Raw genomic sequence first — 24,367 nt, forward strand, 5'->3', positions numbered from 1 at the left:
CTTTGTGTCGTCGCTTGGTCCCTATGCAGTGCCTCCCGCGGCGACAGGTCTCCACACTTTCTCCCGATTCACCTCGGTGGCGAGATCGATCAAGACACAGGTGCCATTTCTGATCCGCCTTCGCCAAATGCCGGCGGCGTCTGGCGCGGTTTGAAGCAGACCACCATCGTACAGAGCCCGCAGCCGCGTGCGCGATAGCTGCAGCTCGCCCGCCAGCAGGCGATCAAGCCGCATGCTGGCCGGAAACGGCACGTTCAGCTCGATGTTGAGCGCGGTCCAACCGGGCGCTTCCTCAAGCAGTTCCTTGGCGATTTCAAAGTTTGAAAACTCCTCGATGCGTTGCGATTTCCGCCGCAGAGCCTCAATGTTGAACGTTTCAGTCCTGATCCAATCTGGATCGTTGGACTGCAACGATTCAAGAATGGCCGGATCAATATCGCCAACAGTCTTGCGCTCGAAGATCGGGCGGTTCCAGGTCTTTTCGCAGGTCAGGCATTTGTAGATCAGCCAGGCATCGAGCTTGCGGCCGTTGGCGTTGAGCCGGATCTTGCCACTGCTCTGGAATGGCCTTTGCATTCCGCATCCGTTGCAGGCGATCCAGGGTTGCGGCGCCGTTTGCGGGGTGATGGTCCATCGAACCCGAAGTGTATTGCACATATCGTCTTGGTCTTCCGTTCGGAAGTCCACCAAGATGGTGCAGGAGAAAACCCTTGCGGGCGCGGTGTGGCGATGTTCTGGGCGGCTGAAGAGCTGAGACAGCGGAGCTGCACATGGCACATTGTAACAATGCCAGACCGGTCTCATGCCACCACCCGATGAACACATCTGTACGGCGACGGCATCGCCATCGCGCAGTACGGGGTGAAACTGGATTGAGACCGGTATTACTTAGGCAAACTGCAACCTCTGTGCGCCAACGCTCTTCGCCTGAAGGAATAACAAATGATCTGGCTGGCGTGGAGCCCTTTTACACGCTCAGGCGCTAAAAGAGGGCGCGTGGTGACTTTTGTGCAACTTTGCGGTGATCACAAATCGGCTGAGGTCAAAGAAGGGCGTCGTTAAAGCAGCCCTTTAAGACGCAGCAGCCCGAATGCCGCCACCGTGGCGGCATCCTTGATTTCGCCACGCACAATCATGTCGATGACCGCCTCCGTCGCAAAGCCACGACTGATCAATCCTTGTTCTTCCGGGTCAAAGTCTGTCAAAAGCGGGCGCAGACCGCGGGCGAGAAAAATATGACATCTTTGCGTCGAATATCCATACGCTTCGAAGAGCTGGCCGACATACATCATTTCATCGGCGGCGAGACCGGTTTCCTCGCGCAGCTCGCCATAGGCCAGCTCAAGGGGATCGACACCCTCGCGCTCTTCCCAGGAGCCCTGCGGCAGCTCCCAAAAGCGCTTTCCGACCGGATAGCGAAACTGTTCGACCAGATAAACAGTCCCAGTCGCATCGATGGGGACGATCAGGGAAAAGTCATTCTTCTCGACAACTCCGTAGACGCCCCGCGAACCATCCCGGCGCTCGACTATATCCTCGCGGACCTTCATCCAGCGGTTCTGATAAACAGCCTTGGTGCTCAGAGTCGTGATTTCGGGAGCGTCGTCAATCATCTGTTCCCCGTCGTGTCAGCTTCGGCGGTGAATCGCCCACAATCCCGAATAAGCCATTTTTTGACAGCTCTCGATAGGTGGGGCCGTCCCAGATCATCAAAATACGGGGAAGTCTGAGGCGCAACTGGACACGGGATACAGAGTATCAAAAACGAAGGGAATTTCGATGCGTCAAACCAACAGCGGCGAAAACGCAATGTTGTCAGATATTTGACTTTGAAAGTAATGGTACGGTTGGGTGGAATCGAACCACCGACCTCAGGATCCACAAACCTGCGCTCTAACCAACTGAGCTACAACCGCACAACACAGCGATGCACAGACATTATCATGTGCCGCTGAGGGGTCAAATACGGGCAGTCCATCTTTTTTGCAAGCCATAACTTGCCCGTAGATGTGAAAAAACCGGGTAAAAAATCACCCGGTTCTATTTGTCATGCTGCGCCGGCAAAACCGGCGCCTGCAGAAATCAGTTCTTCTTGAAGCCGGAGATGGCCTTTTCGGCGGCATCCTTGCCTGGCTTCGTCACGGTTTCGGCAATCTTGCGGGTGGCTTCCTGCATCGACTTTGCCTGCTCCATGGCAAGCTCTGCCTGCTTGCGGATGAAGGCGGTCTGCAGTTCGAACAGTTCCGAAACCGACTTGACGCCGAGCAGCGCTTCCATGTGCGACAGCGAGTTTTCAGCATTGGTGCGCAGGGCATCGATCGCCTTGAGGCCGAGCTCGACGGAGCCGGACTGGGCGCTTTCGATCGTCGCTTCAACAGTCTTCGTTGCGTCTTCGGCGGCGGTCTTCATCTTGGAATAGGCTTCCTTGGACTGGGCAGCACCCTTTTCAGCGAAATCGCGAAAAGTTTCGGTGACCTTTGCCGGGTCGAACGAGGCAAGCGAAAAGACGTCGTCGGTTTTCTTGGTAGCCATGATCTGCGCTCCTTGGTTTTGGGCCCTCTCATGAGGCACCCATTGTGTGATGATGTCTATATAGGCGATTTCGTTGTGCATTGCAATATATTTGTGCAGTGCAGCATCCATTAAAATCACCTGCATTAACCTTGCGCCGCGAAAGGCCTGTGCGCCATAGTCTACAAGCTGGACCCCTGGCGCCCCGGCGTCTATTAATAGACTGTTAACAATCCCGCCCCTGTGGCGATTGCGCAAACCAGGTCAGCCGATGCCCGCAAAATCGTATCCCTTTATCGACATCGCCGTTCATGAACGGGTGCGGGAGCATTTTGCCAAGGGCGATGCCGCCGTCCTGTTTTCGCCGGATATGAGCCAGGTGCTGTGGTCGAATGGAGAAGGCGCGTTCCTGTTCGGCCTGCCGTCGATCTACGATTTCATCGACAGCGGCGCCAACCGCAACGATGCCGCCTATCGCCAGATGGAGGCCGCCGCCCGGCAGTTGAAGCGCAGCGGCGATAGCCGGACGTTCCTGATGCGCATCGCGTCGGGTTTCCAGCGCGCGTCAGTCAGCGCCTCGGTCGAGATGATCTCCGTGCGGCCGGGTGAAACGGCCATCCTCTTTGCAGCCCCCCGCAGCGGCAAGCCGCTTGCCATTCAGGATCGTGCAGCCCGGATGATCTCGGGCTTCGACGACCCGGACACGCATATGGCCGTTTTGGATGGCGATGGCGCCGTGCTTGCCGCCTCACCCGGTTTTGCGGCGTTGGCCATGACACCACAGACCTGCCGCTCGCTGGTGACCGCAGTCACCCGCGACAGCGACTGGCTGCTCAAGCGGCCGATCCCGACGGGCAAGGGCCACCTGCCCGCCGCTATCGGCAAGCTCTCGGAGCGCCCCGCCCTGCATTTGCTGTTCGCGGTCGAGACTATTCTCGGCAACCTTGATCCGGGAGCGGATTTTCAGGAGATCGCAGACACCGATGACGCGCCAGCCGCTACCGAGCCCGTCGTGAGCGAGGCCGCTGTGCTGATTCTCTCACCGGCAGCCCTGCCCGCCGATGTCATCGACGAAATCGAGCAGATCGAGGAAATCGCGCCGGAAGACGACGGTTTCGTCGATCCGCATGATGACGCTGTGCCTGCGGCAGAGGCTGAACAGCCATCCGCTGAAGATTTCACGGTTCATGCTGAACCCGTGACCGAAGAAGCAACCCCGCATCTGGAATTGCCCTCCGATGCACAGCCAGAGCACATCGGTTCTGATGTCGCTGATTCGGATCAGACCGACGACGCCGATGTCTCCGAGGAAACTGCCTTTCTGCCGGAAGCCGATGAAACCGTGACCGACGAGATTGAGACCGGCGAAACATTGCCGGCCGAACCGGTCGAAATCCCGGAAGAGCCTACCCAAGACAGTGTTGCGCTGGATGAAACGGTTGTGGCCGAGGTCGCCAGCGAAGCTGCGATCGCCGAAACCGCCATAGATAGTGCGGCAGACGACGACGTCGCCACCGTTCCAGCCGATAGCGCACCTGAAGAAACGCCAGGCGACGACGCAGGTACAGCAGAGCCTGTGCAGGGTTTCGTCTTCAATCCGAATAGTCGCGCTGTCCGTTTCGTCTGGAAGATCGATGCAGACGGGCGGTTCAGCGAGATTTCTGAGGAATTCGCAACGGCGGTCGGGCCGAACTCCGCCGATATTGCCGGGCAGAGTTTCAGCGACCTGGCGGATCGCTATCACCTTGATCCCGGCAATACGATCAGCGAGCTTTTGAAGCGGCGCGACACGTGGTCTGGAAAGACGATCTATTGGCCGGTCGAAGGCACCGGCCTGCAGGTGCCGGTCGATCTCGCCGCCCTTCCGACCTATTCGCGCAACCGCGAATTCGACGGTTTTCGCGGTTTCGGCATCGTGCGTGTGGCCGATACGGTCGATGACGAACAGGCGATGGGGCTGACTTTTGGCGCGCAAACCGAAGACAACGCCGCAGCTGCGATTGGCGACGAACCCGATGTAGCGGATGTACTGTCCAGCGATGTAGAGCCGGACGCTATTGCGGTCTCTTCAGACAATTCGATCGACGATGACGTGCCCCTGACTGGAGATATGGAGGCAGACGAACCTCCCCTATTCGAACCGGTAGCTCAGCAGTCCGACGACGAGGCATCCTTTGCCGACCTGGAAGAGGAACTGCCAGAAAACAACGATTCGCAGGAAGATCCCTTCCGTGGCGAGCGTCCGGCGTTGAAGCTGGTTGAAAATGCCGGCCGCCGCGCGTCTGACAAGGTCGTCCAGCTCGACAATCACCGTCCGCAGGGTACGGAGACGCTGAGCCGCAGCGAACAGGCCGCGTTCCGAGAGATCGCGCGGCAACTGGCCGAGAATGTTGGCAAGCGCTCGAACGAAGACATGCCTGCCACGAACGAGCCCGTCATGGCCACTTCGCTCGAAGATGCTACAGCGCCTGTGGTTCTGGAAAGCGATGAGGGCGCCTTTGCCGGTAGCGATGAGACGACTGTCGCAATTGCCGAGGATATCATAGCCCAGGCGCCGGCCCCGATCGTGCCGGCCCGCACCAGCGGCAACAGCAGCCTGACGCCGGAGATCCTCGACAATCTTCCGCTCGCTCTCCTGGTCCATAGCGGTGACGATCTGTTCCACGCCAATTCCGAATTCCTGACGCTGACGGGTTATGGCGATCTGGACGAACTGCGGAAGGAAGGCGGCATCGATGCGCTTTTCGCCAGCGACGAGGACGATCTGTTCGACTTGCCGGATGGCACGATGATGCTGATCCGCAACGACGGCCAACTGGTGCCGGTCTCGGCCCGGCTCCAGTCGATCCGTTGGGAAGACAAGAATGCGCTGATGATGGCCCTTTCGGCAACGCAGAAGGCGCCTTCGCCTGTCGCTGCCGAAATCCAGCAGGTGGCCGCTGTTGAAGAGCCCATGGAGGCGCCGGAAATCCAGGCGCTGCGCATGGAGGCGGAAGAACTCCATTCCATTCTCGAGACGGCCACCGACGGCGTCGTCGTCGTCGGTGCCGAGGGTGAAATACGTTCGGTCAACCGCTCGGCGAGCGCCCTGTTCAACTATGACGACGGTGAAATTCGCGGCAAGCCCTTCGCCATGCTGTTTGCCCATGAGAGCCAGAAGGCGGTTCTCGACTATCTCGCCGGCCTTTCCGGCCATGGCGTCGCCAGCGTGCTGAACGATGGACGCGAAGTCATCGGCCGCGAAGCGTCCGGCGGTTTCATTCCGCTGTTCATGACCATGGGCCGCCTGTCCTCCTCCAACGGCTTCTGCGCCGTCATTCGCGACATTACCCAGTGGAAGCGGACCGAAGAGGAACTGCGCAACGCCAAGCGGGCAGCCGAAACGGCAAACGCTCACAAGAGCGATTTCCTTGCCCGTGTCAGCCATGAAATCCGCACGCCGCTCAATGCGATCATCGGCTTTTCCGACATGATGGCGAGCGAACATTTCGGCCCGATCGGCAATCCGCGTTATGTCGAATATGCCGGCGATATCGGCCGCTCCGGCCGCCATGTGCTCGATATCGTCAACGACCTGCTCGATATTTCGAAAATCGAAGCCGGCGAGATGGATCTCGAATTCACCGCCGTCGAGATCAACGATGCGGTGTCCGAGGCCGTCGCTCTCGTGCAACCGCAGGCCAACAGCCAGCGCGTGATCATCCGCACCTCGCTGTCGGGTTCGGTGCCCAACGTGGTTGCCGATAACCGCTCGATCAAGCAGATCGCGCTGAACATCCTGTCCAATGCCATCCGCTTCACCCCGTCGGGCGGCCAGATCGTCGTTTCCACCGCCTATGAGGCCAATGGCAGCGTCATCCTGCGCATCCGCGACACAGGCGTCGGCATGACCCGCATCGAGCTCGAGCAGGCGATGAAACCCTTCCGCCAGGTGACCACCGGCGCCCGCAAACGCGGCGACGGCACCGGGCTCGGCCTGCCGCTGACCAAGGCGATGGCGGAAGCCAACCGGGCCCACTTCTCGATCAACTCGGCCCCGAACGAGGGAACTTTGGTGGAAATTTCCTTCCCGTCGCAGCGGGTTCTAGCCAATTAGGCTGAGGCGACATGCCCCCAAAACAGCAGACAAAAAAAGAGGCAGCTGGGAAGCTGCCTCGATAAGTTAAATGCTAAAACAGGTGCTCGAGAGGTAATGACATCATGTCTGCGCCGGCATCTCTGCCAAAGCCAACCCCACATCGGGTGGCCTCAAGTTGAGATCACCATGCGCTGCCATTCGTAAACAAAACCTTTCCAGCCAACCCGCAAATTTTAAGCATCGGCCCGTAAGACCTAAGCTTTGGTTAATTCGGCGAGCCCGAAATCGTTAACGCGCCGAACTTAGTTTCCAAGCTCGGCAAGGTTGGCGTAGAGATCGAGCGCTTCGGGATTGGCAAGCGCTTCCTTGTTCTTGACCGGCCGGCCATGCACGACTTCGCGCACCGCAAGCTCGACGATCTTGCCGGATTTCGTGCGCGGAATGTCGGTGACGGCAATGATCTTGGCTGGCACGTGGCGCGGTGAGGCGCCGCTACGGATTCTGGCTTTGATCGCCTTCACCAGATCGTCGTTCAGGATGATCCCTGCCGCAAGCCGCACGAACAGGATGACGCGAACGTCGTCATCCCAGTCCTGGCCGATGCAGATGGCCTCGGCCACCTCGTCCATCTGCTCGACCTGATTGTAGATCTCGGCCGTGCCGATGCGCACGCCGCCCGGGTTGAGCGTCGCGTCCGAGCGGCCGTGGATGACGATCCCGCCATGTTCGGTCCATTCGGCAAAATCGCCGTGGCACCAGATATTGTCGAAGCGCTCGAAATAGGCCGCCTTGTACTTCGCGCCTTCAGGGTCGTTCCAGAACATTACCGGCATCGAAGGAAACGCTCTTGTGCAGACGAGTTCGCCCTTTTCCTGACGCACCGGCTGGCCGTCATCATTCCAGACATCCATCGCAAGGCCGAGCCCCGGCCCCTGGATTTCACCGCGCCAGACCGGCTTCAGCGGATTGCCGAGCACAAAACAGGAGACGATATCTGTTCCGCCGGAAATCGACGCCAGCTGGACATCCGGCTTGATGCCTTCATAGACGAAGGAGAAGCCTTCCGGCGATAGCGGCGAGCCGGTCGAGGTCATCAGCCTCAACGACGAGAGATCATGGGTCGAGACCGGCGTGAAGCCGCCCTTGCGCACGGCGTCGATATATTTTGCCGAAGTGCCAAAGATGGCGAATTGCTCATCACGGGCGTAGTCGAACAGCACGTTGCCATCGGGATGGAACGGCGAGCCATCGAAAAGGCAGAGCGTTGCGCCGAAGGCAAGCCCGGAGACCAGCCAGTTCCACATCATCCAGCCGCAGGTGGTGAAATAGAAGAGCTTTTCCCCCTCGCGCAGCCCGCAATGGAAGCGATGCTCCTTCAGATGCTGCAATAGCGTGCCGCCGGCTGAATGGACGATACATTTCGGAACGCCGGTGGTGCCCGACGAAAAGAGAATATAGAGCGGATGCGCAAATGGCAGGGGCGCAAACTCAATCTCGCGCGCGGCGAAGGGTTCGATGAAGCCGGCCAGCGTCTGGCCGTTTTCCAGCGATCCGGCCAGCGTTTCAGCATCGCCGGCATAGGGAATGATCAGGGCGGGGACGCCGAGTTTGCCGGTAACCGCCTGAACCTTCGCGGCGACATCCTGGCGCTTGCCGGCGTACCAGTAGCCGTCGCAGGCGATAAACAGCTTCGGTTCGATCTGGCCAAAGCGGTCGAGCACGCCCTGCTCGCCGAAATCGGGGGAACAGGACGACCAGATGGCGCCGATCGAGGCGGTGGCCAGCATCAAAGCAATTGTTTCCGGCATGTTCGGCATCATCGCGGCGACGCGGTCGCCCTTGCCGATGCCCCGTGCCTTCAGGGCTTGCTGCAGCCTGGACACCAGCGCCCGCAGTTCATCCCAGGACATGCGTGATTGCACCTTGTCCTCGCCCCGGAAAACAAGCGCGTCGCCGCTAACGGTATGGCGCAGGAGATTTTCGGCGAAATTGAGCGTGGCGTCAGGAAAGAAACGTGCGTCGAGCATCACGTCGCCATGGATGAGCGCGCGTTCACCGCGATTGCCGATGACGCCGCAATGATCCCAGACGCCAGTCCAGAAATCGGCGCGCTCGGTGATCGACCAGTCATGGAACGCGTCATAGTCCGCAAACGTTCTCGAAAAGCGTTGTCCGCACCAGTCGATGAACGCCTTCATCGGCGTCTGTTCGATGAATTCTGCCGACGGTGTCCAAAGGGGCCGATCTGACTGCATTTTTTCCTCCGCTTCCCAAGCCAGCCTCTATATCATGCTGCGACGCAAGATAAACAGGCAGGACAAATGATGGCTGTGGCAGTTGCGACATTTTGCGTGTCAACCGTTTGATTTCTGAACGATGAAAGCCTATCCAGAGGCCGTTCAAACCGATTGAAAGTGCCCCGGACGGCCATGAGGCAATTCTTTACCCGCAGCAGCAGAAAAATCGGATGGCAGGCATTTTTTCTGTCGCGTACCGTCGCATGGCTTCTTGTCGGTGCGGTCGTCCTTACTGCTCTGTTTAAAATCGCCTTGCCGCTGTTCGTCTCGACGGCCAACGTCAAGACGAACATGGAGGACGTGCTGTCTTCGTGGACGGGCGCGCGGGCAAATATTGCCGGCGATCCACAGATCAGCTTCTGGCCGCACCCGGTCCTGACCCTGCGCAACGTCACCTTCGAAGGCGGCGATGCGGCCGCACCGGAACTGCTGGCGAAGGCTGACGCGATTGCGGCAGGGTTCGACATTCTCGCCGCCCTGCGCGGCGCGCCTGTCTTTTATGATTTCCATCTGGTCAACCCGGTTTTCAAAGTGGAACGCCGGCTCGACGGGACGTTCAACTGGCGGCGTGCCGGCTGGATGGCGGATGCCGTCGCCGACGCTTCAGGCAAGACGCCGTCCAGCGCCCGCAATACGCCGATCGGCGATGTCGAGATCGTCAACGGCACGCTCGAATTGACCGACCGTGTGACGTCAAGCACGCATCGCGTCAGTGCCATCACCGGCTCCGTGCTATGGCGGACCCCAACCACACGAATGAGCGCCGATCTTTCGGCCCTTATGAACGGTGAGAAGGTTCAAGGATCCTTCATTTGCGACGAACCGTTGATGCTGCTTTCGGGCCAGAACAGCACGTTTCAGGCATCGTTCAACTCCCTGCTGTTGACTGTCAGTTTCGACGGCAGCGGGAACGTTTCAAGCCATCCGTTTGCCACCGGCCGGCTGCAGCTCAAGGCAAAATCGGTTAGCGCGCTGCTTGCCTGGTCCAAAGGCGAGCCCCAGCCGCTTGCTGCGACAGGATCGGTCAGCATCGATACCAGCATGACCATGTCTGCACAGACATTGAAGATGGACAGCCTTTCGCTGTCTCTGAATGACGCCAATGCGACCGGCGTCCTCGACCTGGCTTGGGATCAGGCACGTGGTCCGCGTATCGATGGCACGCTCGCCTTTGATCGGCTGGACCTGGAACCGCTTCTCTCGTCAGCTTTTCCCCTGCGCCCGGAACAGGACGCTGAGAACAGGCCGGAAGTGACGTTTCTCAAGCAGATCAGCCTCGATCTTCGCCTGTCGGCACAAGAGATCAGTTATGGTCCTGCGGCCCTGACGGATGTTGCCGCCGGTATCATGGTGGAAAACGGCCGTGCGTCCATCGACATCGGTGATGGTACCTTTGCCGATGGCTCGCTCAGCGGCCACCTCGCCCTTGCCAATGACGGCGCCGACGGTGGACAATTGCAGCTTGCGCTGAAGAATGCAGATCTCGCGTCCGTTTCGGCCAGTTTTGGCCTTGCAGGACCGTTGCCGCTTGGCCGGGGCATGCTGAGCCTGGACCTGTCTTCCGCCGAACCCCTGTCGAAGATGACGGCTGACGGCGTTTCCGGAGAATTTCGCTACGCGGCGAACAATGGCACCGTGGTGAATTTCGACCTGCCGGAATTCGCGCGGCTTGCCACGCTGGGCCACGTTTTCAACGTCAGCCATGCCACCAATGGTTCGTTCGCCTTTACCAGAACGGAGATCGCTGGAACCTTGCGCAAGGGCGTTGTCGAACTGACCACGGCTGATATCACCGGCGACGGAAAGACGGTGTCTCTTGCCGGAACCCTTCCTTTCACGAACGGCAAACTGGCGCTTGCCGGTGCCATCCGGTCAGACGATACGACAACACCTGCTGTGCGCTTCTTTGCCGACGGTTCCTGGCCGAACCCGGTCATTTCCCCCCTGCCCGCGCGCACCACACAGCCATAAGCGGGCCAGATCGACTTTATCGCAGGGCATTCTAAGATAAGCAGGCGAATCAGCTCACAGGAGATGTGTCCGTGCTGCGTTTCCTTGCCGCCTTGCTCAAAATCTCGCTGGCATCGCTGCTGACGGGTGCCGGACTGTCGATCTTCAACATATCATCAGCGCAGATCCTCGAGCAGGCGGGACTGACGCCGGATGTGCTGTGGGCTCACCTGCTGCGCTTCACCAACTGGGCACTGCCCAACATCATGCTCGGCTCGATGATCGTGCTGCCGATCTGGTTGCTGACCTACGTTTTCCTGCCGCCGCGCGAAAGAGAACGCGAGCGCGACTGACGCGCCTGCTCCCGCCGCGTTCGCATCAATGCGCGAAAGCTGCCTGCTCGTCTTTGACGCGCTGGATTTCCCGGCGGCGCGAGACCACCGAGGCGATCAGCACGGCAATGGCGACAATGCCGATCAGGATCGTGCAGACGGCGTTGATCTCTGGCGTGACGCCCAACCGAACCTGGCTGTAGATCCGCATCGGCAGCGTGGTGGCGCCTGGGCCGGAGGTGAAGCTCGAGATCACCAGATCGTCCAGCGACAGCGTGAAGGCGAGCACCCAACCGGAAAAGACCGCCGGTGCTATGACGGGCAAGGTCACCTGCAGGAAGGTTGCCACCGGCGTGGCGCCAAGATCCATTGCGGCCTCTTCGATCGACCGATCGAAGCTCAAAAGCCGGGACTGCACGACGACAGCGACGAAGCACATGGTGAAGGTGATGTGGGCGAGCGTCAGTGTCCAGAAGCCGCGATCGAAACCGATGGCGACGAACAGAAGCAGCATCGACAGGCCGGTGATCACCTCCGGCATGACCAGCGGCGCGTAGATCATCCCGGAGAACAGCATGCGGCCGCGAAAGCGGGTGTAACGGGTCATGGCGAGCGCTGCCATCGTGCCCAGAACCGTCGCGATCGTTGCAGAAATGAGACCGACGCGGATCGTGACCCAGGCGGCGTCGAGAAGCGCCTGATTGTGGAACAGCTGCACATACCATTTGGTCGAGAAGCCGGCCCAGACGGTGACCAGCTTGGATTCGTTGAAGGAGAAGATCACCAGCAACACGATCGGCAGATAGAGAAAGGCAAAGCCGATAACGATGGAGGCGATATTGAAACGGGACCAGCGCTGCATGACTATCTCCCCTCGGCGTCGGCTTTGGCCTGCGCATGCTGGAAGAACATGATCGGCACCACAAGAATGAGCAGAAGAATGGTCGCCACGGCCGCGGATACCGGCCAGTCACGGTTGGCGTTGAACTCGTTCCACAAGGTCTTGCCGATCATCAGCGTCTCGGAGCCGCCGAGCAGATCCGGGATGACGAACTCGCCGACGGCCGGAATGAAGACCAGCATGCAGCCGGCGACGACGCCGGGCATGGAGAGTGGAAACGTAACGCGCCAGAACGCCCGGATCGGCGTGCAGCCGAGATCCTGCGCCGCCTCCGTCAGGCTGTGATCCATCTTTTCCAGTGACGAATAGATCGGCAGCACCATGAAGGGCAGATAGGAATAGACGATACCGATATAGATCGCCCAATTGGTGTTGAGGATGATCAGCGGCTGGTCGATCAAGCCGAGCGTCAGGAGCAGCTGGTTGAACAGCCCCTCGGGTTTCAGGATGGCGATCCAGGCATAGACGCGGATCAGGAAGCTCGTCCAGAATGGCAGGATCACCAGCATCAGCAGTGTCGGGCGGATCGTGTTGGGCGCCTGCGCCATGCCGTAGGCCACCGGATAGGCGATCAGCAGCGTCAGGACTGTCGAGACGCCGGCGATCCAGAGGCTGGAGGCATAGGCCTTGGTATACAGTGCGTCCTCGGTCAGCCAGATGTAGTTGTCGATCGAGAACTGCTTGATGTTGTCGATGAACCCCCTAAAGCCGGACGCGAGGTCGAACACCGGCAGATAGGGCGGCATCGCGACCGCGGTTTCCGAGAGCGAAATTCGCAAAACGATGAAAAAGGGTATCAGGAAGAAGAACAGCAACCAGGCATAGGGGATGATGATCACCAGCCGGTTGAACAAAGCCGATCCGAATTTTGCCATGGCTTCAATCCTTCAGCACGACGCCGGCATTTTCATCGAACGAAATCCAGACTTCCTGATCATAACCAAGGGGGTCTTCGACGGCGCGCACGGCATTCAGCGACGAGGCCTTGATCACCTTGCCGTCCTTCAGCTTGATGTGGAAGACCGTCATGTCGCCGAGATAGCCGATGTCCCAGATTTCGCCCTGTGCTGCATTGAGCGGCGCGCAGGCGGGCCGGTCGCGGCCGACACGGATCTTTTCCGGACGAACGGCGAAGCCGGCCTTGGCGCCGACGGCGGGTGGCTCGGTCGAGGCGACGCGGACAGTAAAGCCGGTTTGTGTCGCGATCTCAACAGTGCCGTTGCCGGCAGACGAAACAGTGCCGTCGAAAATATTCACATCGCCGATGAAATCGGCGACGAAACGGGAGTTTGGCGCTTCGTAGATTTCCGGTGGTGTGGCGACTTGCACGACCTTGCCATGCGCCATGACGGCGATGCGGTCGGCCATGGTCATCGCCTCTTCCTGGTCATGGGTGACAACGACGAAAGTGAGGCCGAGTTCCTGCTGCAGGTCCATCAGTTCGAACTGGGTTTCCTCACGCAGCTTCTTGTCGAGCGCGCCAAGCGGCTCATCCAGCAGAAGCACCTTCGGGCGCTTGGCCAGCGAACGGGCGAGCGCGACGCGCTGGCGCTGGCCACCGGAGAGCTGATGCGGCTTGCGCTTGGCAAACTTATCGAGCTTGACCAGTTTCAGCATCTGCTCGACGCGCGCAGCAATATCGGCCTTCGGCATGCCGTCCTGCTTCAGGCCGAAGGCGATGTTGTTCTCGACCGTCATATGCGGAAACAGCGCATAGGACTGGAACATCATGTTGACCGGCCGCTTGTAGGGCGGAATGCCGGCAAGGCTCTGTCCGTCGAGGATGATCTCGCCCGCGGTCGGCTGTTCGAAACCGGCGAGCATGCGCAGCAGCGTTGATTTGCCGCAGCCCGACGCGCCGAGCAGCGCGAAGAATTCGCGCGGATAGATGTTCAGCGACAGATCATCGACCGCGACGAAATCACCAAACTTCTTGGTGACGTTCTTGACGGCGATGAACGGTACGGAATTGGGATCTGCCCAGGGAGCAAAGGAACGCCGGATACTGCCAAGTGACTTCATCATCTATCCCCGAATGACTTGCACAAACGGCGCCGTCCCCAGCGCCACAAAAGAAAATTGCCCGGATTTCAGGTCCGGGCAACTCTTTTCGACTTACTGGCCGGTGACCACTTTGGTCCAGAGCCGCGTCACCAGACGCTGCGATTTGGCGTCATAGGGCGTCACCGTAAACAACTTGGCCAAAACCTCGGGCGTCGGATAGATCGCGGTATCCTCAAGCACGGCCTTATCGATGAACTGCTGCGAGGCCTTGTTGCCATTGGCGTAGAACACGACGTTCGACGCCTTGGCGACGACTTCCGGCTTCATCATGTAGTTGAGGAATTCATGGGCTTCTGCGACATGCGGCGCATCGGCCGGGATGGCCATGACGTCGAACCACATCTGCGCGCCGGTCGGCGGAATGACATAGTTGACCGTCACGCCGGCCTTGGCTTCGGCAGCACGATCGCGTGCCTGGAAGATGTCCCCTGAATAACCGACAGCAAGGCAAATATCGCCATTGGCGAGCGCATTGATATATTCCGACGAATGGAACTTGCGAACGGAGGGACGGATGGAGACCAGAAGTTCCTCGGCTTTTTTGAGATCGTCCGTGGCGCGGCTATCCGGATCGAGGCCAAGATAGGCCAGCGCCGAGGGCAGCACGTCGGAAGCGGAATCGAGGATGTGGATACCACAGTCCTTGAACTTGGCAGCCACTTCCGGCTTGAAGATCACGTCCCAGGTCGGTGCTTCGTCGGTGCCGAGGATCTTCTTCACCTTCTCGACATTGTAGCCGATGCCGGTCGTGCCCCACATGTAATCGACGGCATATTCGTTACCGGGATCGTATTTCTGGATACGGTCTGAGATCACATCCCACATGTTGGAGAGGTTCGGCAGCTTGGACTTGTCGAGCTTCTGGAAGACACCGGCTGCGATCTGGCGCTGCAGGAAGCTCGCCGTCGGCACGACGACGTCATAGCCGGTGCCGCCTGCAAGCAGCTTGGTTTCGAGGATCTCGTTGCTGTCGAAGACGTCGTAAACGACCTTGATGCCGGTTTCCTTGGTGAAGTCTTCGAGAATGCTGGCATCGATATAATCGGACCAGTTGTAGACATTGACCACGCGCTCCTGCGCAGTGGCAATGGTCGCGGACCCGGCAAGGATCAACGCGGCAAAGGCGGTGGCAATCGTACGCGACATAGAATTCCCCTTGGTTTTATCGGGCCAGTCCAGGCACGCCGCCGTCGCCTGCCTGTCTGTCCCTCCGTATGCGCGTTTGGAAGTTAGGCATGTTTTCCAACAACCACAAGCGCTTTTACTGGCCCTACGCGAACCATTCGGCAACATCTCAGATTTTAGCGATCACTGGCAAAAGCCGAATCTTTTCAGTGCGCCATGCCCGACCAATGACCATCGAGACCGGGTTGCCGGCGCGAATTAACCATAAGCTTAAATCGATCCCGAACCACGGCGTTTACGATTGCTTAACCATGCCTGGAATGCGATTTTGCGCCGCAACGGTTATGCGTTTCGGAGTTGGCCATCATGAGTGTGAAGTCGCAGCGGATCGACCCACGGGAACTGAAGCGGCTGTCGGTGCTGCAATCCCACCGGACGCTTCTGGCCATCGGTTTCGACTGGGCGCTGATCGCCGGCGCCATCGCCTTCAGCAAATATATGCAACATCCGCTTGCCTATTTCGCCGCTGTCTTGGTCATTGCCGGACGCATGCACGCCTTCGGCTGCCTGATGCACGAGGCTGCTCATTACCGCATCATCAAGAACCGCAAAACCAGCGACTGGATGAGCGACCTTCTGCTCGCATGGCCGATCATGGCGACCGTCGACGGTTACCGGATGAACCACCTTGCCCATCACCAGCACACCAACACAGACGACGATCCGGACTGGGCTGCCAAGCTTGGCATGACCCAATTCACCTTCCCGCAGAAGGTCTGGCGCGGCGTGGTGCAGTTGCTCGGCTATCTCGTCGCGATCAATTCGGTGCGCGATATCCTGCACATGGCCAAGCGCATCGCCAAGCATGACCGGTCGACCCGGACCTACAAGCTTCTGCGGATCGGCTTCTACGCCATCGCTGCCGTTATCGTCTCGGTGTTTGGGCTCTGGACGGATTTCACGCTCTACTGGCTAGTGCCATTCTTCACCTTCTTCTGCCTGTTCCTCTATGTCCGCAGCGTCGCCGAACATTTCGGCAGCATGGATTATTCCGACGAACTGGGCAGCTCGCGCACGGTCTATCCCCATCTCTGGGAAAAGCTGTTCTTTGCTCCCCACAACATCAACTATCATCTGGAACACCACCTTTATCCCGGCGTGCCCTATTACAATCTGCCGGGACTGCATGCGCTGCTGATGAAGAACCCCGCCTATGCCGCAAAGGCGCACATCACTCGCGGCTACACGACAGGGCTTGCGTCAGAGTGCTTTGCGCCGAACGCGCCGCTGCTGCCAGCCCATCATCCGGTCAGTTACTGAAAATCAAAGGCGCTTAGGCCGGTCACCATCTCATCGAGTCCGAGCGGCCGGGTGACCGGCGGTTCGGCCCGGGCAAGACAGCCCTGCCGCTCGCACAGGCGACAGGCAGTGCCGCCGGCGACGGTGGCAAGTGGTCCACCGCCATAGACGGTTTCCAATGCCTGGGCTGCGTCGCAACCGATGAGAATTGCCGTACGGCGAACACGCTCCTGAAAATTCGCCCGTGGTCCCTCGACGGTCCTTGCGATGGTGACGAACTCCCCGCCTCCGAAAATCTCCACCCGATCGGCCAAGACCTGCCCGGCTTGCGCAAATGCCGTGTGAACATTGAGCTTGGGACAGCTGCCGCCGAAGCGCGCTTGCGGAAAGCCTGAGGCCCCCGCCTTGCGCAGCCGGTTACCGGCATGATCGATCTCCATCAGGAAGAACGGTAGCCCTGCAGCCCCGGTACGCTGCAGCGTCACCAGCCGGCTTGCCGCCTGTTCGAACGAGACCTGGAAGCGGGCGCTCAAAACGTCGATATCGTATTTCGCCCGCTGCGCCGCTGCCAGAAACCCGCCATAGGGCATCATGATCGCATGCGCCGCATAACGCGCCAGCTCGAAACGGCCGATGCGGCGTGCCTCGCCCGTCGAGAATGCCAGCGATTGGAGATCGGCGGCGATGGCTTGCGGAAAAGCGATCTGCGCCGCTTCCATGGCGATTTCCCGCACGTGGTCCTGCGCCGACAGCCGTTCCGATAGAAACAGCCGCATCGAATGGCGGTCGAAGCGGCGGCGCAGGTCCGGCATCACATGTACGGGCAAAGTCCGCACGGACAGGCCATGCTCCTTGCGCAGCCAAGTTTTTAGCGCCCCGGCAAGATCGTCGCCGGGCGACAGCTGCGCATGAAACGCTTCGGCGGCGTCATCGATCCCGGCAAAATAATGCGGCCGGTTTTCAAAAATGTCGCGCACTTCATCCATCGGCAGGCGGGCATCGGAAAGTGCCGCCATATGCCCGTGATCGGACAGGAGTGCGCTCAGGTCCTTCAGCCGCAGGGATTGTTCGCGGTAAGCACGGTACAGCTTGAGCACGCCCATCGCGGCATTGGGGGCTGCCTCCGCCACCTCGATCAGCTCCTGATCGCCCGGCAACTCGCCTGAGAGCAGTGGATCAGCAAACACTTCGCGCAGCTGCGTGACGCTGCCGGTCGCCTCGCCCTGCAATTCATCGAGATCGACCTTGTAGACGGAGGAGAGCTTCAACAGCAGCTGCACCGTCAACGGCCGCTGATTGCGCTCGATCAGGTTGAGATAGGACGGCGAGATGCCCAGCGCCTCCGCCATCGCCGTCTGGGTCAACGACAGGCCATTGCGGATGCGCCGTACGCGGGCACCGGCAAAAATCTTGTTTTCAGCCATCTGTCACGCCTTTTACAACTTCGGCCAGGAACATCTTATTTACAGATTTTACAAAATTACAGACGGTCTTTGTAAAAGACAAGACATGATAACCCTTTTGAATGCAACAGAAATCCTTTTATTCTGGCGAGTTTGTGCGGCGCACTGTAAAACTCGTCACATCAGATCGACGATCGAGCGGCCATTAAACTAAAGTCGAATGGCCTTCGAAAAATTGCAGGAGGAATTTATGACTGATTTTTACAATCTCGTTCCCGGCGCACCACAAGGCCGCTTCGATGGCCTTGATCGCCCCTACACCGCCGACGACGTCAAGCGGCTGCGCGGCTCCGTCCAGATCCGGCATACGCTGGCCGAAATGGGCGCCAACCGGCTATGGCAGCTGATCCATGAGGAAGATTTCGTCAATGCGCTGGGCGCGATGACCGGCAATCAGGCAATGCAGCAGGTCCGCGCCGGCTTGAAGGCGATTTACCTGTCCGGCTGGCAGGTCGCCGCCGACAGCAATACCGCATCATCGATGTATCCCGACCAGTCGCTCTATCCGGCCAATGCGGCACCGGAACTGGCCAAGCGCATCAACAGGACATTGCAGCGCGCCGACCAGATCGAGACCTCGGAAGGCAAGGGTCTCTCGGTCGACACCTGGTTCGCCCCGATCGTTGCCGATGCCGAGGCCGGTTTCGGCGGGCCGCTCAACGCTTTCGAGATCATGAAGGCCTTTATCGAGGCGGGTGCTGCCGGCGTCCACTATGAGGACCAGCTGGCATCGGAAAAGAAGTGCGGCCATCTCGGCGGCAAGGTTCTGATCCCGACAGCGGCCCATATCCGCAATCTCAATGCCGCGCGCCTTGCCGCCGACGTCATGGGCACGCCGACACTGGTCATCGCCCGCACGGACGCCGAAGCCGCCAAGCTCCTGACATCCGATATCGACGAGCGCGACCAGCCCTTCGTCGATTACGATGCCGGCCGCACCACGGAAGGTTTCTATCAGGTCAAGAACGGCATCGAGCCCTGTATTGCCCGCGCCATTGCCTATGCGCCGTATTGCGACCTGATCTGGATGGAGACCGGCAAGCCGGATCTCGAACAGGCCCGCAAGTTCGCAGAAGCCGTGCACAAGGTGCATCCGGGCAAGAAGCTCGCCTATAATTGCTCGCCGTCGTTCAACTGGAAGAAAAACCTCGACGATGCGACGATTGCCAAATTCCAGCGGGAGCTGGGTGCCATGGGCTACAAGTTCCAGTTCATCACGCTTGCCGGCTTCCACCAGCTGAACTTCGGCATGTTCGAACTGGCGCGCGGCTACAAGGACCGGCAGATGGCGGCCTATTCCGAGCTGCAGGAGGCGGAATTTGCCGCCGAGGTCAACGGCTATACGGCGACCAAGCACCAGCGCGAAGTCGGCACCGGCTATTTCGACGCCGTCTCGATGGCGATTACCGGCGGCAAGTCATCGACGACAGCCATGCATGAATCGACCGAACACGAACAGTTCCGCCCGGCGGCGGAGTAACAAAACTCCCCTCCCCAGCCCCTCCCCACAAGGGGGAGGGGCTCGCTTGCCGCACCTTCCATCGCCGCCAACGACCTCCGTAAATTCAGCGGTCATTGTTGAGCGGAGAGGTGCCACGGGGTTAGCCCCTCCCCCTTGTGGGGAGGGGTTGGGGAGGGGCCTTAAAGACCCAACATCAACCAGGAGGAAACGAGCATGACAGTCCAGACACGCGTCAAGGAACGGGCAGAGGAACAATCCTCGGCCATGACACCGGAACAGCAGGCGATGATCCGTATGGTCGCCAATGACCTGCACAGGCTCAACCAGGCCGTCATGAAGGCCGTGGATGCCGGCGTTTCCGTCGAACTCGTCCGCTCGGCCCGGCATCACGGCGGCGAAGGCAACTGGGGTGATCTGCTGATCCCCGTTATCGTGACGCAGGGACGTGGCTGAGGCATGGTACCTGTCCACGGAGATCCCGGCGGGACTTTTCCCGCCGGGATTTTGCGTTTTTACACAGCTCCAAATGCTATTCACCGTAGCAACTACAGGCTTCGGCTTGGCCGTTTGCCGGCGAAGAGATCGGCGTGGCTTTTCACCAGCCGGAACAGGCGCTCTGAAACCGTGCGGATTTCGCGGCGGTGGCGGTCTTCGCTGTTGGTGACGATCCATTGCCCGTGACGCAATTGTTTCAGCTCTTCCCCAGCCCGCTCCAGGCCCGGATCGAGATCGCCGACGAAACAGGGCAAAACCGCCTGCCCCGCCCCTGCCCTTGTTAGATCGAGCAATGAGCGCGGGCGGCTGACGATGACGGCGATCGACGCCACCTGCTCATGCGGAAAGCGCAGATAGGGCGAGATCGCATCCTCCTCCGACACGGCAAGCCAGGCAGATGAGAGCCCTTCCGGCGCATTGCGCTGGCGGTAGGCGGCATAGGCGACGTCGCCGGTATGACGGCTCGCCAGATGCGGCTCTTCCGGTGCAACGGCCCGCACGCCGACATCGCTTTGCCGGTGCGCCAGCGTCGCCCGGCGCTCGGAAACGGACATGTCGAGGCGGAACCCGTCGCGCTCGCTCCAGATCGCCTGGATGTTTTCGCAAACCAGCCAGGTCACCCAGGTACCGGCCATCAGCCGCACCACGGAGGCGCCATGCGCTTCCTGCCGCCAGCCATCGACCTTACGGACGACGGCATCCATCGCCTGCAACTGCTCGAAAAGAGCCTGGCCATCAGCTGTCAATCGATAGCCCGTCTGGCTGCGGACAAACAGTTGCCGCCCAATCCCCTGCTCAAGATCAAGCACCCGGCGGCCGACCGTGGCCGGGCTCAAACCATTGGCCTGCGCAGCGCCGGTCAATCCACCGTGGCGCGCGACAGCCAGAAATATCTGATAGGCATCCCAACTTATGTCTTTCATCAATGAAAAACATACTCCGGTTTCTTGCGTTTATAAACTGACTTTTGAAGCATAGGTTCGAGGCGTAAACGGAGCGCGGCTGAACCGCCGCCTCACCCCAAATTGAAGACAGCTGGCTGCAGGACACCCGGTCCGGCAAATGGCTTTCTGTTGCCGAAGGAGACTTGAACGATGCCAGAGATGATGGGAGTGGTTTTATGGGCGGACATGATAGCGAAGGACGCAAGCAAGCCGCACGAATTTCAGGAGTTGATCAACCGGAACCAGCTGTCCAACAGGATGTCCACCGCGCTGCGGCAGCTTTACCTGCGCTGGGTACGATAAAGCAACAAACAGAAAGCCCGGCGATACGAACGCCGGGCTTTCCTCGTTTGAACATCGTTGGATCAGGCGGCGCGACCCATCTGGCGCGCCGTACTCACCGGCTCCAGGCGGAACTGCTCGACCAGCATCATCAAGGTATCGGCCTGGTTGGCAAGTTCGCGGCTGGCGCTGGTTGCCTGATCGACCATGGTAGCGTTCTGCTGGGTCATCTGGTCCATCTGGTTGACGGAGCCGTTGACCTCATGCAGGGCAGCGGCCTGATCGCGGCTGGCGGTGGCGATCATTTCGACATGGCTGCTGACCGAGACGATCTGCTGGCTGATCGAGGCTAGAACCGCACCGGTCTGCTGGACCAGTTGCGACCCGGAATTCACCTCGTTGGCAGACTTGTTGATCAGGCCCTTGATCTCGCGGGCGGCTCCCGCCGAGCGCTGGGCGAGCTCGCGGACTTCCTGCGCAACCACCGCGAAACCCTTGCCCGCATCGCCGGCGCGCGCAGCCTCGATACCGGCATTCAGCGCCAGAAGGTTGGTCTGGAAGGCGATCTCGTCGATGACGTCGATGATCTGTTCGATCTGGCGCGAGGCATCCTCGATCCGCCCCATCGCAGCAATCGCGTTGCTGACGACAACTGCCGAGCTGTCGGCGCTCTTCTTGGTATGCGTGACAGCGATATTGGCCTCGTGGGCGCGTTCGGCCGATGAACGGACCGTAACGGTGATCTGGTCGACGGCAGCGGCGGTTTCTTCCAGTGACGCTGCCTGCGCCTCGGTGCGCTTCGATAGTGAATCGGCCGACGCATGCATGTCGTTGCCGCTACGCTGGATCGACAGCGCATGATTGCGGATCTGCAGGAGCGTGTCCTGCAGGCGGATCAGCGAGCCGTTAAAGTCCATGCGCAGCTGCTCGAGGCGGCCGGTGAATGGCGTTTCGATCTGCTGCGAAAGGTCGCCCTGCGCCAGGCGGCCGAGGCCGGCCGCAAGCTGGCTGACGGCGAAATCGATCTGGCTGTCGAGCGCGCGCTTTTCCGTGTCGTTGCGGGTGCGTTCGGCATCGGCCTGCGCGCGCTGCTCCTCGCTTTCGGCCTCGATGCGAACCTTGGACAGGGCATTTTCCTTGAAAATACCGAGCGCCCGGGCCATATCGCCAATCTCGTCGCGGCGGCCACCGCCATCGATCGAGGTATCAAGCGCACCGTCAGCCAGGCGGCGCATGGCGGCGGTGATCTGACCGATCGGGCCTTTCAGTGTTAGCACCAGCGCACCGCCGGCCAGAAGCGCGATCAGGATACCGGTGACGGTTGCGAAAACGGACACCTGGTTGGCCTTATCGCGCTCGACCGAAGCAGTGGTTTTCTGGCCTTCAGCAAAGGCCGTCAGCTGTCCCCAAATGTCATCGATTTCGGCGGCTGCGGTGCTGAATTCTGCTTGGCGGGCGGCGCTGCTGTCGACGAGCGCGGCGCTGTCTGCTTGCATTTTTTCCGTCACTGGCTTCACGGCAATGACGAGATTGTTGAAGAACGGCAAATCGCCAGCCGACTGGGCCAGACTCTGGATTTCCTGATTCATCAGGCTGAATTCGCGCATCAATCGCTCTTTGCCACCAGCATCTGTCTTCTCAAGGAAGCTCGCGGCGGCGATACGGATCGAGTAGACGGAGTTGACGATCGCACGGGTGCCCGAAAGGACGGCATTCGCCTTCACCAGTGCCGCGTCGAGCTTGCCGAAGGTCGCCGTTGCTTCACGCATCTTCAGACCTGCGGCGGTGTTGAGCTGTATGCTCGTCTGGCGGAAGCGAGCCATGAGCCTGCCGATCGAAGCAGCCGTTTCGTCGCTCTTGTCACCGCTGTCGACCAGCGTCTTGATCTCGCCGATGGTCGTCTTGAAAGTTTCTGAAACTGCCTTCTGGTTTTGCGGCAGTCCGGAGCTCATCTTGCGCAGAACCTTGGTCATGGCACCATAGGAATCGGCCGCTACCTTGATCTTGTCTTCGGCATTGGCGGCCTTTGCGAAACTCCCGTTGAAAGCAACGAGCGTGTCGCTGGACGAGATCAGGCGCTCTGCCTCGCGTAGCAGCGACTTGGCGGCCTCCTCGTCCTGACGGACGTTCTGTTCCATGGTCGTCGCTTCGTCGAGGATTTTCATCTGTGCGGCGAGCAGCAGTCGAAGGCTTCCATTCATGGACTGACGCAGGGTCACTTCCTGTTCGTAGAGCTTCCACAGGCCGTCGACCCGCGCACCGATCGTTGCGCTACCGCTCAAAGCCTGCTGAAGCTGACTGCGCCCCTTCTCGTCATCGACTTGTTCCAGCGTCCCCTCGAGAACCGCGCGCTGGGCTGTAATCTTCTCAAGCACCGCCTGGCGCGACTCTTCGGTCGTGTTCTTCAGGAAAGCGTTCATGCCGGCATAGACATCCTTGAAGCCGCTCAGCGACTGGAGAACGCTGTTGGAAATCTCCATCCGCCCCTGCAGCAGGCCGGACGCATACAGCCCGGTAATGCCGACGGCGCAAATGCTGACGACGAACGGCAGGATGAACAACAGCACCTTGGTCTGGATTTTGAAGCGGGCAAGAATCTTGTCGATGAACATGAACGCACCTTGGCTCGCAGCCTGCGTCCGCCCTCCTCAAGCCGTACAGGCTTCCCCGGTGCGCCAACAAGCTGGTGATTTAACTGAAAAATCATACGGCGCATTGCCGCCAGCCTGCCAGGCATTCATTGCATGATCCGCCGCCTTCCGGGGCTAAGATCACGGCAGGCTCCGTTGAAAAACGATCTTCAACGGCAACGATTAATATTTGAATAAATGCGATCTAAATCGTTTCAGATGTATTCTACCGCATATCGGCAGGTAAAGCGGCCGTGTGCGATTTTCACAAGACCATGCAGCAAAGCATCGGCGTACCATTGCCGCTGTCATTCCCAAGCGAAGTGAGATCGGACTGCTTAGAAGGACCAGAAAGACGGCAGAGCCACGAGTGCTGCAAGAGCGAACACGGCAATCACTGAAACGCGGATCAGCAAAGCCTTGCGCGCTGCGCTTTCATCGGCTTTCGCGATGGCGATTGCGCGGGCTGTGGAACGGCTGCGTGACTGATTCATGGCATCATGTCCTTTCGACCAAAACCAACAATAGACCCGG

The 24,367-nt window shown here is 59.6% G+C and carries 19 protein-coding genes and 1 tRNA gene; 7 read left to right on the forward strand and 13 right to left on the reverse strand.

Annotation, left to right across the window (positions count from 1 at the left end):
* Positions 1 to 21 precede the first annotated feature (21 nt).
* From ACP7E0_RS06175 to ACP7E0_RS06190, 4 genes are all read right to left on the reverse strand, one after another.
* Complete coding sequence (locus ACP7E0_RS06175; RefSeq protein ID WP_426123679.1) at positions 22 to 657, reverse strand: DUF1062 domain-containing protein; 636 nt, start codon at positions 655 to 657, stop codon at positions 22 to 24.
* Positions 658 to 1,058: 401 nt separating this feature from the next.
* Positions 1,059 to 1,613 (reverse strand): NUDIX domain-containing protein, encoded by a 555-nt coding sequence (locus ACP7E0_RS06180; RefSeq protein ID WP_426123681.1) that lies wholly within the window; start codon positions 1,611 to 1,613, stop codon positions 1,059 to 1,061.
* A 226-nt stretch (positions 1,614 to 1,839) separates the two neighbouring features.
* Positions 1,840 to 1,916: transfer RNA gene (locus ACP7E0_RS06185), tRNA-His, on the reverse strand.
* A 166-nt stretch (positions 1,917 to 2,082) separates the two neighbouring features.
* Positions 2,083 to 2,532, reverse strand: coding sequence for a phasin (locus ACP7E0_RS06190; RefSeq protein ID WP_113314172.1), 450 nt, complete (start codon positions 2,530 to 2,532; stop codon positions 2,083 to 2,085).
* Positions 2,533 to 2,782: 250 nt separating this feature from the next.
* Here ACP7E0_RS06190 and ACP7E0_RS06195 point away from each other — a divergent pair, with 250 nt between their 5' ends.
* A complete protein-coding gene (locus ACP7E0_RS06195; protein ID WP_426123683.1) occupies positions 2,783 to 6,607 on the forward strand; it encodes an ATP-binding protein in 3,825 nt (1,274 codons plus the stop codon).
* A gap of 284 nt (positions 6,608 to 6,891) precedes the next feature.
* On the opposite strand, the gene ACP7E0_RS06200 is transcribed toward ACP7E0_RS06195, so the two are convergent.
* A complete protein-coding gene (locus tag ACP7E0_RS06200; protein ID WP_426123684.1) occupies positions 6,892 to 8,844 on the reverse strand; it encodes an acetoacetate--CoA ligase in 1,953 nt (650 codons plus the stop codon).
* Between the two features lie 174 nt (positions 8,845 to 9,018).
* On the opposite strand from ACP7E0_RS06200, the gene ACP7E0_RS06205 reads away from it, so the two are divergent.
* Together ACP7E0_RS06205 and ACP7E0_RS06210 are read left to right on the forward strand one after the other, a co-directional pair.
* Positions 9,019 to 10,857, forward strand: coding sequence for an AsmA family protein (locus ACP7E0_RS06205; RefSeq protein ID WP_426123686.1), 1,839 nt, complete (start codon positions 9,019 to 9,021; stop codon positions 10,855 to 10,857).
* Between the two features lie 71 nt (positions 10,858 to 10,928).
* The gene (locus tag ACP7E0_RS06210; RefSeq protein WP_426123687.1) at positions 10,929 to 11,189 is read left to right on the forward strand and encodes a DUF6460 domain-containing protein; all 261 of its coding nucleotides are present in this window, start codon (positions 10,929 to 10,931) and stop codon (positions 11,187 to 11,189) included.
* A gap of 25 nt (positions 11,190 to 11,214) precedes the next feature.
* Here ACP7E0_RS06210 and ACP7E0_RS06215 read toward each other — a convergent pair whose 3' ends face one another.
* From ACP7E0_RS06215 to ACP7E0_RS06230, 4 genes are all read right to left on the reverse strand, one after another.
* Positions 11,215 to 12,030: an ABC transporter permease gene (locus ACP7E0_RS06215; protein WP_426123688.1), complete on the reverse strand. Its 816-nt coding sequence runs from the start codon at positions 12,028 to 12,030 to the stop codon at positions 11,215 to 11,217.
* A gap of 2 nt (positions 12,031 to 12,032) precedes the next feature.
* Complete coding sequence (locus tag ACP7E0_RS06220) at positions 12,033 to 12,944, reverse strand: ABC transporter permease subunit (protein ID WP_426123690.1); 912 nt, start codon at positions 12,942 to 12,944, stop codon at positions 12,033 to 12,035.
* Positions 12,945 to 12,948: 4 nt separating this feature from the next.
* The gene (locus tag ACP7E0_RS06225) at positions 12,949 to 14,091 is read right to left on the reverse strand and encodes an ABC transporter ATP-binding protein (RefSeq protein WP_426124110.1); all 1,143 of its coding nucleotides are present in this window, start codon (positions 14,089 to 14,091) and stop codon (positions 12,949 to 12,951) included.
* A gap of 93 nt (positions 14,092 to 14,184) precedes the next feature.
* The gene (locus ACP7E0_RS06230; RefSeq protein ID WP_426123692.1) at positions 14,185 to 15,279 is read right to left on the reverse strand and encodes a polyamine ABC transporter substrate-binding protein; all 1,095 of its coding nucleotides are present in this window, start codon (positions 15,277 to 15,279) and stop codon (positions 14,185 to 14,187) included.
* Positions 15,280 to 15,624: 345 nt separating this feature from the next.
* On the opposite strand from ACP7E0_RS06230, the gene ACP7E0_RS06235 reads away from it, so the two are divergent.
* The gene (locus tag ACP7E0_RS06235; RefSeq protein ID WP_426123694.1) at positions 15,625 to 16,578 is read left to right on the forward strand and encodes a fatty acid desaturase family protein; all 954 of its coding nucleotides are present in this window, start codon (positions 15,625 to 15,627) and stop codon (positions 16,576 to 16,578) included.
* On the opposite strand, the gene ACP7E0_RS06240 is transcribed toward ACP7E0_RS06235, so the two are convergent.
* Positions 16,572 to 17,981: a helix-turn-helix domain-containing protein gene (locus tag ACP7E0_RS06240; RefSeq protein WP_426123695.1), complete on the reverse strand. Its 1,410-nt coding sequence runs from the start codon at positions 17,979 to 17,981 to the stop codon at positions 16,572 to 16,574. The genes ACP7E0_RS06235 and ACP7E0_RS06240 overlap by 7 nt on opposite strands.
* Positions 17,982 to 18,210: 229 nt before the next feature.
* Between ACP7E0_RS06240 and aceA the strand changes: the two genes are divergently transcribed.
* Positions 18,211 to 19,500: an isocitrate lyase gene (gene aceA / locus ACP7E0_RS06245; protein ID WP_426123697.1), complete on the forward strand. Its 1,290-nt coding sequence runs from the start codon at positions 18,211 to 18,213 to the stop codon at positions 19,498 to 19,500.
* 195 nt (positions 19,501 to 19,695) lie between these two features.
* Positions 19,696 to 19,935 carry a hypothetical protein gene (locus ACP7E0_RS06250; RefSeq protein ID WP_037119629.1) on the forward strand — a complete coding sequence of 80 codons (240 nt, stop codon included), beginning with the start codon at positions 19,696 to 19,698 and terminating at the stop codon, positions 19,933 to 19,935.
* A 92-nt stretch (positions 19,936 to 20,027) separates the two neighbouring features.
* On the opposite strand, the gene ACP7E0_RS06255 is transcribed toward ACP7E0_RS06250, so the two are convergent.
* Entirely contained in the window at positions 20,028 to 20,900 is an 873-nt protein-coding gene (locus ACP7E0_RS06255) for a LysR family transcriptional regulator (protein WP_426123698.1), read from the reverse strand.
* A 171-nt stretch (positions 20,901 to 21,071) separates the two neighbouring features.
* On the opposite strand from ACP7E0_RS06255, the gene ACP7E0_RS06260 reads away from it, so the two are divergent.
* Positions 21,072 to 21,224, forward strand: a complete 153-nt coding sequence (locus ACP7E0_RS06260) for a hypothetical protein (protein ID WP_426123699.1) — start codon at positions 21,072 to 21,074, stop codon at positions 21,222 to 21,224.
* Between the two features lie 62 nt (positions 21,225 to 21,286).
* On the opposite strand, the gene ACP7E0_RS06265 is transcribed toward ACP7E0_RS06260, so the two are convergent.
* Together ACP7E0_RS06265 and ACP7E0_RS06270 are read right to left on the reverse strand one after the other, a co-directional pair.
* Positions 21,287 to 23,815, reverse strand: a complete 2,529-nt coding sequence (locus tag ACP7E0_RS06265; RefSeq protein WP_426123701.1) for a methyl-accepting chemotaxis protein — start codon at positions 23,813 to 23,815, stop codon at positions 21,287 to 21,289.
* Positions 23,816 to 24,171: 356 nt separating this feature from the next.
* Entirely contained in the window at positions 24,172 to 24,327 is a 156-nt protein-coding gene (locus ACP7E0_RS06270) for a hypothetical protein (RefSeq protein ID WP_426123703.1), read from the reverse strand.
* Positions 24,328 to 24,367 lie beyond the last annotated feature (40 nt).

The sequence above is a fragment of the Pararhizobium sp. PWRC1-1 genome, from assembly GCF_049897905.1.
Classification (GTDB): domain Bacteria; phylum Pseudomonadota; class Alphaproteobacteria; order Rhizobiales; family Rhizobiaceae; genus Pararhizobium.

Coding starts and splice junctions, on each gene's coding strand:
- ACP7E0_RS06270 (WP_426123703.1), bottom strand. CDS start 24,327: ATGAATCAGTCACGCAGCCGTTCCACAGCCCGCGCAATCGCCATCGCG.
- ACP7E0_RS06195 (WP_426123683.1), top strand. CDS start 2,783: ATGCCCGCAAAATCGTATCCCTTTATCGACATCGCCGTTCATGAACGG.
- ACP7E0_RS06260 (WP_426123699.1), top strand. CDS start 21,072: ATGCCAGAGATGATGGGAGTGGTTTTATGGGCGGACATGATAGCGAAG.
- ACP7E0_RS06200 (WP_426123684.1), bottom strand. CDS start 8,844: ATGCAGTCAGATCGGCCCCTTTGGACACCGTCGGCAGAATTCATCGAA.
- ACP7E0_RS06175 (WP_426123679.1), bottom strand. CDS start 657: ATGTGCAATACACTTCGGGTTCGATGGACCATCACCCCGCAAACGGCG.
- ACP7E0_RS06190 (WP_113314172.1), bottom strand. CDS start 2,532: ATGGCTACCAAGAAAACCGACGACGTCTTTTCGCTTGCCTCGTTCGAC.
- ACP7E0_RS06220 (WP_426123690.1), bottom strand. CDS start 12,944: ATGGCAAAATTCGGATCGGCTTTGTTCAACCGGCTGGTGATCATCATC.
- ACP7E0_RS06265 (WP_426123701.1), bottom strand. CDS start 23,815: ATGTTCATCGACAAGATTCTTGCCCGCTTCAAAATCCAGACCAAGGTG.
- ACP7E0_RS06225 (WP_426124110.1), bottom strand. CDS start 14,091: ATGAAGTCACTTGGCAGTATCCGGCGTTCCTTTGCTCCCTGGGCAGAT.
- ACP7E0_RS06180 (WP_426123681.1), bottom strand. CDS start 1,613: ATGATTGACGACGCTCCCGAAATCACGACTCTGAGCACCAAGGCTGTT.
- ACP7E0_RS06215 (WP_426123688.1), bottom strand. CDS start 12,030: ATGCAGCGCTGGTCCCGTTTCAATATCGCCTCCATCGTTATCGGCTTT.
- aceA (WP_426123697.1), top strand. CDS start 18,211: ATGACTGATTTTTACAATCTCGTTCCCGGCGCACCACAAGGCCGCTTC.
- ACP7E0_RS06255 (WP_426123698.1), bottom strand. CDS start 20,900: ATGAAAGACATAAGTTGGGATGCCTATCAGATATTTCTGGCTGTCGCG.
- ACP7E0_RS06235 (WP_426123694.1), top strand. CDS start 15,625: ATGAGTGTGAAGTCGCAGCGGATCGACCCACGGGAACTGAAGCGGCTG.
- ACP7E0_RS06250 (WP_037119629.1), top strand. CDS start 19,696: ATGACAGTCCAGACACGCGTCAAGGAACGGGCAGAGGAACAATCCTCG.
- ACP7E0_RS06240 (WP_426123695.1), bottom strand. CDS start 17,981: ATGGCTGAAAACAAGATTTTTGCCGGTGCCCGCGTACGGCGCATCCGC.
- ACP7E0_RS06205 (WP_426123686.1), top strand. CDS start 9,019: ATGAGGCAATTCTTTACCCGCAGCAGCAGAAAAATCGGATGGCAGGCA.
- ACP7E0_RS06230 (WP_426123692.1), bottom strand. CDS start 15,279: ATGTCGCGTACGATTGCCACCGCCTTTGCCGCGTTGATCCTTGCCGGG.